Source organism: Clostridium saccharobutylicum DSM 13864 (genome assembly GCF_000473995.1).
Taxonomy (GTDB): domain Bacteria; phylum Bacillota; class Clostridia; order Clostridiales; family Clostridiaceae; genus Clostridium; species Clostridium saccharobutylicum.
The window spans coordinates 2,487,430-2,501,276 of the sequence record NC_022571.1 but is presented as its reverse complement, the minus strand read 5'-3'; the positions used below and the strand labels follow the sequence as shown (position 1 = coordinate 2,501,276).

Below are 13,847 nucleotides of genomic sequence, written 5' to 3'. Positions count from 1 at the left end.
AATTTAAATTTCACAGGTTTTTATAATAAAAACTGTTAGTTCTTTTAATAAATCAATTTCGTAAGATTCTAAAAGTTTATTCCCATCTTTATCATATACAACTTTAACTACTGGTCTCATTGGCATTGAGTTATTTTGCTTTACTACTAATCCCTTTTCATTTGAGTTTAGTAAAACTCCACTACCAGTTGGAAAAGCGGCTATGTTCATTGTAAATTTTCTGACCATTTCTTCATCAAAATATCTGTTGCTCATTCCTAGAAGATATTCGATAACTTCATATACAGTTTTAGATGACTCAACATTTCTACCACATATTAAATTATCAAAAACATCACATATTGAAACTATCTTTGCAATTTGGTTTATTTCATCACCTCGTAATTTTAAAGGATACCCACTACCATCACTTCTTTCATGATGCATTAATGCAGCCACTTTCACTTGTGCATTCCAAACATATTGCTCTCCTAAAACATCATAACCAACCTTTGGATGCATAAGTTCAATATATTTGTCTAATTCTTCTTGTGTTTTAAACTCTGATAAAATGTTTTTATCATTCATAATTTTTATTTTACCAATATCATGCAGCATTGCAGCTGTAGCTATATCTTTAAGCTTTGGCATGCTGAATCCCATATGCGTTCCTATTATTGTAGATAGAACACTTACATTTACTGAATGGGAATATATATTATTATCACTTGAACTTATTTCTGCAACATTTATTAAAACATCTTTATTAGATAATACATCCTCAATTACTGAATTAACTGAGTTCATAATGCTAGTACTATCAGTTTTCCCTTCACGACAATAACCTTCAATCATATTTTTGACTGCATGTTTACTCATTTGCCTTGTCTTTTCACAAATGTTTTCTTCTATAACTACATTTTTTGATATATCATCATCAATATAAACTGAAGTAATTCCAAGTTCTTTAATCCTTTGTATGTAAAAGGGTCTTAACTTTACTCCAACACTAAGCAAAACTCTGCCAGACTCATCAAAAATCTGCTTTCCAAGTATTTCGTCTCCCTTCAGGCTGGATACGCTAACAACTCTCATATGTACCTCCAAATTAAATAATTAATTATTTACCAGGCTTCAATCTTTTGTAAACAAAAATGAAACTAGAAATATAATATTTCTTTACTAAACAAACCCTAAAGGATGGCATCATCAGTAGCGCTTCTTATTTAAATATATTAGCATATTCTTAAACTTTTTACCATGTAAAAAAATATTCAGAAATTAAATGATATAAAAAATCAATTTGTATAAATTTTTATACTTTAAAAACAAAATAAGCAATATAACAACTTACTAATTAAATATTAATTTTACTAATCAAGTTAAAAAAATGAGTTGTACCAAATTGATACAACCCATTTAAAAAATTCATGTTTATTATTCTATTTTTCCACCTTCAACTACAAGACTATCTTCAAATTCTGTACCATATACAGATTTTAATGTTTCATCATAAGCTTTGTGTACAAAATTTTCTTTACCTAAAGTTTCAAGTTCTGTATTGATCCAATCTTTAAGTTCTGTGTTACCTTTAGTTACAGCTGGTGCAATTGTGTCTGGACTTCCAAGTGATGATACACCAACAGTGAATCCTGGATTATCTTTAGCCCATGCAATAACTTCTGTATTATCACTTACTATGGCATCACCACGTTTATCTTTTAATGCTTGGAATATTTCTGAGTATTGTTCATATTTAACTAATTCAACATCTGGATAATTTTTTGTCATATATGTTTCAGCAGTTGTTCCTTTTGCTACTATAACTTTTTTACCTTTAAGCTGATCGACTGAAGTAATTTTATTATCGTCTGGTGAAACTATACCCAGAGATACCTTCATATAAGGATTTGCAAAATCTACTTTTTGTTTTCTTTCATCTGTAACAGTAAAGTTTGCCATTATTATATCAACCTTTTTAGATTCTAAGTATGATACTCTGCTTGCTGCATCAACTAAAACAAATTCAACCTTTGATTCATCCCCTAAAAGATCTTTTGCAAATCTTTTTGCAAGATATACATCAAACCCTTGGTTCTTTCCATCTGAATCTACATAACCAAATGGAGCTTTATCACTAAATACACCAATTTTTATAGTTCCACGATCTTTAATATCTTGAATAGAACTAGCTGCTGTATCATTTGAGTTACTTTTGCTTGTTGATGCTGAATTACCGCAACCAGCAAAGCCTCCAATTACTACAGTACTTAAAAGTAATGTTGCTACGATTTTTTTGATTTTTTTCATAATTCATCATCCTCTCGTTAATAATTATTATTTTTGAATTACCTTATTAATTAATATTGAAATATATTTAGAAAGTGCTTAGCACGTTCAGTCTTTGGATTTGTAAAGAATTCTTTTGGTTTTGATTCTTCACATATTTTTCCTTCATCCATAAATATTATTCTATCTGCTACAGACTCCGCAAAGCCCATTTCATGAGTTACAATTACCATAGTCATACCTTGCTTAGCTAAGCCTAGTATAACATCCAAAACTTCTCTTACCATTTCTGGATCAAGAGAGGCAGTTACTTCATCAAAAAGAATTATTTCTGGATTCATACATAATGCTCTAACAATAGCTATTCTTTGTTTTTGACCTCCTGAAAGCTGACGTGGATATGAGTTCTTTCTATCTAATAACCCTACCCTATCTAAAAGCTGTTCTGCCTGCGCAAGAGCTTCAGCTTTATCTCTTTTTTGAACTTTCAGTGGACCAAGAAGTATGTTTTCTATAATCGTCATATGTGGAAACAATTCATAATTTTGAAATACCATTCCTATTTTTTGGTGAATCTCCTGCCAATTAGCATTTTTATCGCAAAAACTTGTATCTTTAAACTTAATATCTCCACCTTGAATCTTTTCAAGACCATTAAGACATCTTAAGAAAGTACTTTTTCCACAACCTGATGGTCCTAATACAACTAAAACCTCACCCTTATGAATACTTAAATCGATTCCCTTTAATATTTCTTTATCTTCATATTTTTTATGAACATCCTGTATCTGTAATAAAACAGGATTATTATTTTTATCCATTATACTCCTCCTAATTATTCCACTTTGCTTCTAGTTTTTTTGATAGCCTTGATAGTGGATAACATATTATAAAGTATAAGAAGAATATAAAACCATAAATCCAAAAAGATGCAGTAGGAAATTCAAATCTTGAACTTTCAATAATTTGCTGACCTATTTTAACTACATCTATAACACCTATTAAAACTACAAGAGAAGTAGTTTTAACCATTCTAGTAGCTAAATTTATAGTTCCAGGTATCATTCTTCTTATAGCTTGGGGTATCATTATATACCTATATAATTGAAAATAACTTAACCCTAAAGCCTTACCAGACTCAATTTGATGTTTCGGAAGCGATTGAAGTGCTCCTCTAACAATATCCCCCATTTCTGCTGCTCCCCACAGACTAAATACAATAATAGAAACTATTTCTCCATCAAGATTTATATCTAGTGCTGTTGTAACTCCAAAATAGAAAATAAACAGCCAAACTAGTGTTGGTATTATTCTAAAGGCTTCAAGATACACTCTATTAATAAAAAGTACTATCTTGAATTTTGTTGTTCTACTCAATCCTATAAGTATACCTAGTATAGATCCTATAATAATAGATATAAAAGCAATTTCTGCTGTTACAAATAACCCTTCAAATAAACGCTGAATATTTTTTTCTTGAAAAATAACGTTAATTGCCGAATTCTGCATATCGCACCTTCCTTTCTAACCAAGACAGTACAAATGATAAAGGCAGAATCATTATAAGGTAAACTACAACTAACATCGCTAATGATTCAAATGTTCTATAATACATTCCTATTAAATCCTTTGTTAGATTGGTAACATCTAGTATAGAAATAGCTCCTAATATTGAAGTTTCTTTTAATAAAAATATACAGTTTGCACTTAATGCAGGCATACTTATTGAAAAAGCCTGTGGAATTATTACATATCTTACAAGTTGAATTTTTGAAAGACCAAGACTTATTCCAGATTCAATTTGTGTTTTTCCAACAGCCTCAAGTCCACTTCTAAACGCTTCGGCCATGTAGCTTCCACCTAAGAATGCAAGTCCAATTATTGCGCAAGTACTCTCGTTCATTTTTAATCCCAATTTTGGTAATCCAAAATAAAGGAAAAATATCTGTACAAGCAATGGGGTATTTCTTGAAAGTTCTATATAAGCTTGTACAATAGAATCAATGACTTTTACTTTAAAATATAATATTATGCCACATAATAATCCAATTACCAATGATATGATTATTCCAGCAAAGCCAAGCTTCAGTGTGATCCATGCCGCTTTCTCATATAAAGGTAAGTTGGTCACTACAAAATTCCAGTCAATATTCATTTATCTACCACCTTTTTTTATTCCTTCTATCAATTCATACAATTCCGCTAGGAATAAATATATATTAGCAACTTTATCAGAGTTTGTCAATCATATTACCACGAAATGTTGTAGAATTATTAGCTTTTTATCAAGTTTATTCTTTATAGAATTGAAATTAACAATATAATAAAATTATATTCTAATAATGTAGCCTTTGTTTTAATCTATAATACTAGCCAATGTGAAAAATATCACAAGAATTTTTCTATTCTATAATAATAATTTATGCAAAAATAGGATTCTATTGAATCCTATTTTTCATCATAACAAAAAAGGCTGTTGCAAATGCAACAGCCAGCTCTTTTACAGAATATATTTACTGTATCTTATCTTATAATTGTTTAACATTACTATTACCCTAATAAGCTTGTCCAAGTTTATTAACATAGAAAGTTTATCCTTACACTATAAAATTACATATATTATGTAAAGCATTTTATATAATCAAATTAACTTTTTATAATTCTTTAATCATCGATAAACAGGTAATAAACTTTACTTCGTAACAATACAAATTGCAGATAATTTTGTTTTAATACAATGTATAAGTAAACCCTTTTACTTATTTATCTATATCTATGAATTTGTAGAATCCCCTAATACTGTAACTTTAACAGTTTTTACACCCCAATCATCACAGTCGCTCTCACTATCAAAGAATACATCAATCTTGTTTCCTTTTATTGCGCCACCTGTATCTGCTGCTACTGCATATCCATAGCCTTGAATGTATAAAATTGATCCTAGAGGAATTACATCTGGATCGACGGCAACTGTACTTATCCTTCGTGGATTTCTTTCTACTACTCTTCCACTTGCTGTAAGACTTCCAGCATCTGCTGTATAAGCCGTTGATGAACAAATCAAATCATAATTTGCTGTTTGTGCCTTAGCTGCTTTACTTGGAAAAGCAAATTCTGTACCCAAACAAATACTTAGAGCCGTTAAAACAGCAACTGATTTTTTCATCACTTTCGTCCAATTATAACTTTTTATCATTAAATCTCTCCTTTTTCAATGTGTATGCTTTACATTGTACCATAAACTTAGAATTTTTTCAAATGAAAACGTATCCAAGTTATTAAATCTTTATTACTTTTTTAACTTTTTATCTATTTTTTGCAAAGTTATTTATGTTTTAACATAATATCTTTGAATTATACTGTCCTCATAAACTACATGATGTCAATTGGTCATTAGAATACAAGAAATTTTATTTGCTAAGCTGTGTGTTCGTACCACTTTCAAAAGTTATTTTCAAATTTAACTGAATTATATTTTCATAAAAAATAAAATAGTCTGTGTTTATTTTATGTAAAAACAAATTTATACAGACCATTCTTTCAGCTATATGTAAATTATTAAGATTTAATTAATTTTCCCCATTTGACTAACTATCATTTTATAATCTTGCCCTTTTTTCTGCATAAGGCTCTCATGATTTCTACTTTCCAATATTTCTCCATCACTAATTATCATAATATAATCTGCATATCTGATTGTAGATAAACGGTGTGCTACTAAAAAGCTTGTGCGATTTTTCATCAAAAATTATACTAGTTAAATTTCAATTTAAGCAACTTAAGCTTAGTAAAAACATATCTTTAAAAATTCTTCTTCATCTAAAAACTTTATATTTTGTCCTGTTTTCGTTAAATCCACGCTTTTCCTAAGTTTAGTGCTCATTTCATCTCTATGTAATTCTTCTATGTTTTTCATATTAGTGATTATGCATGTTGTCTTTTGGTCACAGAACTTCCAACCATACCATTAAGTTTTCTAACTAATCTTATAGCTTCATCTCTTGTCATAGAAACTAAACCTCCAGTAAATACAACAACCTCATTTTGGAATGCATTAATATTAAGTTTATTCATTTCATTTTCAGTTTTTTCTAATTCTTGTCTATTAGAGTGCTTTAAAATTCTTCCTTTTGTAGAAGATGGCTTGTACCCGCTCTGATTTACGCACCCTAAAGTTACTCCAACTAAATTTGATATCTCATTAATATTGTTGCAATTTAATTCTTCACATATGCTAGTTAATATATTGCTACATGCCATTGCATCTGCTAAAGCATCATGATGTTTAAACTTATATCCTAAAAATTTATTTACTGTATTTAATCTTGCATTATCAAGGCCTATGTAAAAATTTCTAGAAAGTTTCATTGTACATATATATTTAAAACTTGGCATTTCAATATTATAAAGTTCCAGTGTGTTTCTTAACACAGATATATCAAAAGAAGCATTATGCGCTATTACTAAATTATTATTAAAATAATGATTAATCTTTTGCCATACTTTATCAAATTCCAATTCATCTTTAACCATACTAGGTCTTATTCCATGAATACCAATATTTATTGGCATAAATCTCATTTCTTTAGGTTTAATTAGATGATGTACTTTTTCTATAATTTCACCATTCTCCACAACAACAATTCCTATAGAACATGGGCTATTCCTTTTTTCATTGGCAGTTTCAAAATCTATCGCTACAAAATTCATTTATCTTCTCCTAAATCTTTAGTTATGATAAATTATTATACACAATTATTTGATATAATAATATATTCTTTAATTATATAAGTTCTAAAAGAAATATTGTTCATTTACTAATTATTAATTTTATTAAATTAGAACTTATATATTAATCTTTAATTCCTAAAAAGATATAAATTCTATGCAATATAAAAGGGCTATTAGTTATGTATTTTTTGCCCTTTTATATTTTGTTTTGTTTTTAACTTATTATATTATGAGTTAATTTAACACCATATATTATGTACCACAAAAAGTTCTGTAACCACACGTAGATTTTGGAGGTAATTCAGCATATTCATCCTGCTTCTTAGAATGTTCATATGGCTTTGAAAGAACATCAAGAAGTTTTTCCATTATACTATAGTCTCCCTTTTCAGCTGCTTCAAGTGCTTCCTCTACTCTATGATTACGAGGAATTACTGTAGGATTAGAACTTTTCATTAATTCATGAACACGCTCCTTAGACTCCTGCTGACTGCTTAATCTACGTTTCCATAATTCATACCAGTTTTTAAAGTGAATTGTATCAAATAAATCCATATCTGATAGTTTATCCAAAGTTAATGCTCTAAAAGTGTTTGTATAATCTGCATTATATTTATGCATTATACTTAAGAGAACTTGAATAAGAGATTCATCTTGCGGATCTTCATTAAATATTCCTAATTTTGCTCTCATTCCATTTAACCAACTATTATTATATAATCCTTCAAAATTTGAAAGTGCATCTTGTGCCAATTTAACAGCTTTATTATGATCATCGTCTAACAATGGCAATAAAGTTTCTGCAAATCGAGCTAAATTCCATTCTCCAATAGGTGGTTGATTACCATATGCGTATCTTCCTTGTTTATCAATTGAGCTAAACACTGTTGAAGGATCATAAGTATCCATGAATGCACAAGGACCATAATCAATGGTTTCTCCACTAATAGCCATATTATCTGTATTCATGACCCCATGAATAAATCCAACTAACTGCCATTTTGCTATCAATGATGCTTGACGCTTAATAACTTCCTTAAGTAAGAAAAGATATGGCAGTTCTGAACTTTCTCCATCTGAAAAATGTCGTTTTAGTGTATAATCGGCTAATGTACGAAGTTCTTCAACATTTCCATACTTTGATGCATATTGAAATGTAGCAACTCTAATGTGGCTTGCAGCCACACGAGTCAAAATTGCACCCTGTAATTCTTTTTCACGTATTACTGATTCACCAGTTGTAACTACTGCTAAACTACGAGTAGTAGGAATTCCAAGTGCATGCATTGCTTCACTAATTATATATTCACGAAGCATTGGTGCAAGTGCTGCTCTACCATCCCCACCTCTCGAATAAGGTGTTCTACCAGAACCTTTTAATTGAATATCAAGCTTTTTACCTCTTGGTGTAATTTGTTCACCAAGTAATATAGCCCTTCCATCACCTAGCATATTAAAATATCCAAATTGATGTCCTGCATATGCTTGAGCAATAGGTATGCTGCCCTCTGGTATTTCATTTCCAGCAAATATAGATATACCATCATTGCTTCGTAATGATTCACTATTTAACCCTAAATATTCTGCTAGTGGTTCATTAAGGATAACAAGTTCTGGCGAATGTACACGTCTTGGGTTTTGTTTACTAAAAAATGTTTTTGGTAAATTAGCATAACTGTTGTCTAAGTTCCACCCTATCTTTATTGTTGCCATCGTATCTCCTTTCTTATATTACTTTTTATATTCTAATTTTTCTTTTAAAAAATAAAAATGATAGCTTTTTGTGATATTCCTAAATTCTATTTTTTATATCAACATGTTCTATCATTTTTTAGTATCTGCTTTCGAAAATTTATTATACATTTCTCATAATTTGATAAAATACGAACAAACTCTATATCATTATATTTCTAACTTGATTTCATTGAGATATTCTAAACTTTATAGATTATAATAAGATCAAATTTTATATTAAATAAAGTTAAATCTATTAAAAATAGTTTGATACAATGTTTTTAATAAATTTATAAATCGAATGTAAAAAAATATATTATTATTTTATAAATCAATATATAATAGTGAAAGAGGTGATATTATGGGACGTAAAGAAAGAAGATTTAAATTTAAAAATGATAAAATAAAAAAACACACCAATAGTAAATACACGATACACTTAAAATTTATGTATATTGGAATTGCATTTTTTATTTTTGGATTTAAATTCCCAAAACTATTTCAATTGACAATATTTTTTGAACTAATTGGTTTAGCTTTCATGTTTAAGAATTGGAAAAGAATAAATAATGAATATGAACAAAGTAAACTAGATAAGAAAAAATAAAAAGAGCTTGTCGCAAAATGAATTTTTAGTACAATATATTGATTGGGTTTATTAAATAGTAAATCAAATCAATATATTGTATTTTATCTTTTCTGCAGCATCTCTTTTATGAATATATTCTAGTATATACTTTTAATTTTTCATCATACTTACAAAAATATTTTTCTCCATTATTTCTTTGAATTCCTTCACTTTTTCCTAGTACTAAGAATCCATTGTTATCTAATGAATTATAAAAATTTCTTAATATTTTCTCCTGCAAACCATCATTAAAATAAATAAATACATTTCTGCAAAGTATGAGATTAAATTCATTTAATGTCCCATTACTAAGTAAACTATGATGAAAAAACAATATATTTTTCATAAGCTCAGATTTAACTTTTATATAACCTTTAGTAATGTCAAAATATTGAATAAAACTTTTTTCTCCTTGTGCATTTCTATAATTATTTATATCTTTATCTAAAGTGCCTGTAGAATACATGCCATTTTTACCCTCTTCTATTACATAAGGGTTAAGGTCTGTAGCATAGATCTGAGTTTTACCAAGCATTCCTGCTTCCTCAAGCATTATTGCTAATGAATAAACTTCTTTTCCAGTAGAGCACCCTGCACACCAAATTTTAATATGATTGTATGAATCTAAATACGGAAGTATTTTATTTTTAATTAATGCAAACACCTCAGGATCCCTAAAAAATTCTGTAGTATTTATTGAAAAATCAAGAAATAAATTATGAAATAATTTCTGATTATTTAAAACTTTATGTTTAAACAAAGCAAAATCACAGATTCCCTCTTTTATCATGGCTACATTTATACGCCTTGATATACTGTCAATTTGATAATCTGTATAATCATAACCATAAACATTATTTAATTCATTTAAAAAAATATAGACATCTTCCTTATTTAAAGTTTGTTTTTCATTAGGCAGTTTATTTTCTAATTTGTTAAAACACCAGTGTGCTTCAGTATATTTGCATTTTATTCCTAAATTTTGCAAGTATGAATATAAGTATCTTTCTAAAACAAAAATTGTACACCTGCCATCCTCTTGTAAAGTAAAAAGTTTTTCTACTATATTACGAGGAACTATATTAGCTTCTAAAAAAGTTATATAAAAGTTTTGCTTTTGTAGCAAATTTAAAAATTCCATAAGTTGTTCTTCGTGCTTGTACTCTTCGAATTCTCCTACAACAACTATATTATCTTCTGTTTGATTATAAATTATTCTAAAGTTCAAAATTATCCTCCATTATTTTTACGCTTTATTAATCCAAGCTTTTACTAGTGTTATAAGTACATCGTAGTCAATTGGCTTAGAAATATAATCATTTGCACCAGCTTCCATACATTTTTCTCTATCACCTTTTAGGGATTTTGCTGTAGTTGCTATAATTGGTATGTCTTTCATTGAATCATTATTTCTTATAGCTTTAATGGTATCATATCCATTCATAACTGGCATCATTATATCCATCAGGATTAAATCACAAGTTTCATTTTGAAGCTCATCAAGTGCAATTTTTCCGTTTTCTGCTTCAATAATTTCTGCACCATATTCTTCTAAAGCCGCTGCTAGTACAAATATATTTCTTGAATCATCATCTACAATTAGTATTTTTTTATTTTCTAAATTCAGCGCTCTATCTTTATTAATCTTAGATGTAATTATGTTCTTATATTCTTTTTCTCCATTAAATTTATGAAGTATTAGAGTCAATTCATCTAGCAGTCTTTCAAAAGAATTCGTAGTCTTGATTATTATGCTGTCTGCATATAGTTTTATTTCTTTTTCTTGCTCTTTATTTATCTGCATTCCCGTATAAATAACAACAGGTATGCTCAATTTTCTTTGTTTTAATTCTAAATTAATCTTTTTTAATAATTCAATTCCCCCTACATCTGGCAATCCTAAATCAAGTACAATGCCATCAACATCATTTTCTTTTAAAAGTTTAAACCCTTCATTTCCATTATTTGATGTTACTGTTTGAAATCCTATCCCTTCAGATATTGCTTTAATAGAATCAATTAAAGTTTTATCATCTTCAATGATCAGTAATTGTTTATTTTTTTCTTTCTTTATCTCATTTTCTTGAACATTTATTATATGCTGAACTTCATTATTCATAATAGTTGATGTTGCTGCTACTTCTTCAAGACTAGAAATAGAATGTTCTTGAACTATAATAGGTAAATGTAATGAGAATGTACTTCCCATGTCAACTTCACTTATTACATTTATTTTTCCCTTCATAAGATCACAGAGCTTAGTACTTATAGACAGGCCAAGTCCTGTACCACCATATTTTCTTGAAATTGAACCATCTGCTTGATGGAACTCATCAAAAATTGTATCTAAATGCTCTTTAGATATACCAATTCCAGTATCTATTACAGAAAATACTATGCTGTTATCCCCTTTAGTATTTTCTTCGATTTTTAATTTTACAGAACCATTTTCTGTAAACTTAAATGAGTTAGATAAGAAATTCTTTAACACTTGAGATATTTTTTCTTTATCTCCATAGATAGTATCTTTAAATTTATCTTCACATATAAATTGAATATTTTTTTCTACCGCATTCTCATTAAATAGACTATTAAGTTCTTCTGTAATCTCACTGGAATTAAAGTATGTATAGTTTAATTCTATTTTTCCAGCCTCTATCTTAGATAAATCTAAAATATCGTTTATCAAATTAAGTAAATCTTGACCGGCATTAAATATAACTTTTATCTTTTCCTGTGAATCATGTAGTGTAACGTCTTTGCAGCCTTTTATTAAGAGTTTTGATAATAATATAATGGAATTAAGTGGTGTTCTAAGTTCATGAGATACGTTCGCCAAGAATTGAGTTTTATATTTATTAGCCATTTCTAGATCCTTAGAACGCTCTAAAATTTCTATTCTTGATTTTTCCAATTCATCATTTTTAGCATTTAAAAGTTTTGACTGTTCTTCCATATATGATTGATTTTCTTCAAGTTGAGCGTTTGTCTGTTGCAATTCTTCACTTTGCTGTTGAAGTATTTGTTGCTGTTCTTCAAGCTGAGAATTTGTTTGTTGCAATTCTTCAGTTTGAGCCTGAAGTTGCCTTTGTTGTTCTTCTAATACACTATTAGCACTTATTAACTGAGCTGATACTTCTTGAGCTTCTTTTGTTGCTTTTTCACTTACTTTTAATAATTGTTTAATTTTTTCATTTTGAACTGCAGAATATAGATTAACAGCAATAACACTGCTTATCCTTTCTATAAATTTCTGCTTTAATTCATTGATTGCTTCAAAAGATGATAACTCAATTACACCATAAAGCTGGTCATTATAAATTAATGGGAAAGCATAAACATTTAGCGGAGTTCCATTTATGGTACCACTACAAATTACTGCATCTGATTTTCTTACATTTGTTAAAAGTATAGGTTTTTTTTCTAAAGCTACTTGACCAATTATTCCTTGACCAATTTCATATGTATTAGATAACACTTCTCTTTCTGTAAATGCAAATGAAGAATTTAGTGTAAGCACATTTTTTTCACTATTATATATATAAAATGTTCCAGTTCCGGAATCTAATGATCTAGATAAGAAATTTATTGTCTTTTGAGTTAATTCTTTTACAGATATATTACCCACCATTTGTTCATTTAAAGAATTTCTATTATCATTTATCCAGAATTCATGCTTCAATTTGTTTATCAATTCATTATAATTTTTAGCCATTTCTGTAATTTCATTTTTATGATCTATTATTTTATATTCTTCTAAATCTCCTGACTTTGATATTTTAGCCATGTGTTCTTTTAATTTATTAATAGGGTTTAAAATGCTTAATGCCATCAAAATAAAAGTCAATGTTAGTATACTAATTAAAACTGTTAAAGTTATAATTAATGTTGTTCTCTCTGAATTCTGCATTTCATTCGATTGTTGGATTAAACTAATTTGATTGTCTGACGAAGTTGAATATATATTATCAAGATCAAGTTCAAGTTGGTCAACAAAATCCGAACTGATTCCTTTAGATATATCTATTGCTTCATTTTTTTTCCCATTCTTCACATCTTCAATAATTTTATCTCTTTGTGGCTTCCACCATTTTGAAAGGAGATCATTTGAATCCTGTAAATTTCTTTTTGTATTAGAATCAACAGAATTTTGATCCATTATATCTAAATTTTTTTGAATATCAGTTTCATATTCTGAAACCTTATTAATCTGACTTTCAATCTCATTGGTATTTGATAACAAAATTACATCTTTAATTGAGCTATTAATCTTAATCAAATCTAATTTTGCTTTTACTGCCGCTTCTGAAACTTTTGACGATTGAGTATACAATTTTTGAGTTACTTCTGCCAAATTATCCATTTGAATTAAGGCAAAAACGCCAAAACTAACAAAGGTTATAATACATATAAAAAATAATATTAAAAATCTTTTCTTTATGCTAAAATTTCTAAAATTCTTCATAAATTCCTCCTTAAAGTAGTG

At 28.3% G+C, this 13,847-nt stretch carries 10 protein-coding genes and 2 pseudogenes; 1 reads left to right on the top strand and 11 read right to left on the bottom strand.

The window, feature by feature from the left end; all coding sequences use genetic code 11:
* Positions 1–3: 3 nt before the first annotated feature.
* The 9 genes and pseudogenes from CLSA_RS10665 to CLSA_RS10630 all read right to left on the bottom strand — a co-directional run bounded on the left by CLSA_RS10665 (position 4) and on the right by CLSA_RS10630 (position 8,712).
* Positions 4–1,074 carry an HD-GYP domain-containing protein gene (locus CLSA_RS10665; RefSeq protein WP_022746335.1) on the bottom strand — a complete coding sequence of 357 codons (1,071 nt, stop codon included), beginning with the start codon at positions 1,072–1,074 and terminating at the stop codon, positions 4–6.
* Positions 1,075–1,416: 342 nt separating this feature from the next.
* Positions 1,417–2,289 carry a cysteine ABC transporter substrate-binding protein gene (locus tag CLSA_RS10660; protein WP_022746334.1) on the bottom strand — a complete coding sequence of 291 codons (873 nt, stop codon included), beginning with the start codon at positions 2,287–2,289 and terminating at the stop codon, positions 1,417–1,419.
* A 50-nt stretch (positions 2,290–2,339) separates the two neighbouring features.
* Complete coding sequence (locus tag CLSA_RS10655) at positions 2,340–3,089, bottom strand: amino acid ABC transporter ATP-binding protein (protein ID WP_022746333.1); 750 nt, start codon at positions 3,087–3,089, stop codon at positions 2,340–2,342.
* 10 nt (positions 3,090–3,099) lie between these two features.
* The gene (locus CLSA_RS10650) at positions 3,100–3,777 is read right to left on the bottom strand and encodes an amino acid ABC transporter permease (RefSeq protein WP_022746332.1); all 678 of its coding nucleotides are present in this window, start codon (positions 3,775–3,777) and stop codon (positions 3,100–3,102) included.
* Entirely contained in the window at positions 3,758–4,423 is a 666-nt protein-coding gene (locus tag CLSA_RS10645; protein ID WP_022746331.1) for an amino acid ABC transporter permease, read from the bottom strand. Before CLSA_RS10645 ends, CLSA_RS10650 begins: the two co-directional genes overlap by 20 nt.
* Positions 4,424–5,041: 618 nt before the next feature.
* A complete protein-coding gene (locus CLSA_RS10640; RefSeq protein WP_022746330.1) occupies positions 5,042–5,464 on the bottom strand; it encodes a 3D domain-containing protein in 423 nt (140 codons plus the stop codon).
* A gap of 369 nt (positions 5,465–5,833) precedes the next feature.
* Positions 5,834–6,013 (bottom strand): annotated as a pseudogene (locus CLSA_RS22505) (hypothetical protein); the annotation flags it as partial.
* 39 nt (positions 6,014–6,052) lie between these two features.
* Positions 6,053–6,978 (bottom strand): annotated as a pseudogene (locus tag CLSA_RS10635) (exonuclease domain-containing protein).
* A gap of 273 nt (positions 6,979–7,251) precedes the next feature.
* Entirely contained in the window at positions 7,252–8,712 is a 1,461-nt protein-coding gene (locus CLSA_RS10630) for a protein adenylyltransferase SelO (protein ID WP_022746326.1), read from the bottom strand.
* 382 nt (positions 8,713–9,094) lie between these two features.
* On the opposite strand from CLSA_RS10630, the gene CLSA_RS10625 reads away from it, so the two are divergent.
* Positions 9,095–9,340 carry a hypothetical protein gene (locus tag CLSA_RS10625; protein WP_041716236.1) on the top strand — a complete coding sequence of 82 codons (246 nt, stop codon included), beginning with the start codon at positions 9,095–9,097 and terminating at the stop codon, positions 9,338–9,340.
* 106 nt (positions 9,341–9,446) lie between these two features.
* Here the strand turns inward: CLSA_RS10625 and CLSA_RS10620 are convergent, their stop codons facing one another.
* Together CLSA_RS10620 and CLSA_RS10615 are read right to left on the bottom strand one after the other, a co-directional pair.
* The gene (locus CLSA_RS10620) at positions 9,447–10,589 is read right to left on the bottom strand and encodes a CheR family methyltransferase (protein WP_022746324.1); all 1,143 of its coding nucleotides are present in this window, start codon (positions 10,587–10,589) and stop codon (positions 9,447–9,449) included.
* Between the two features lie 18 nt (positions 10,590–10,607).
* Positions 10,608–13,826, bottom strand: a complete 3,219-nt coding sequence (locus tag CLSA_RS10615) for a response regulator (RefSeq protein WP_022746323.1) — start codon at positions 13,824–13,826, stop codon at positions 10,608–10,610.
* Positions 13,827–13,847 lie beyond the last annotated feature (21 nt).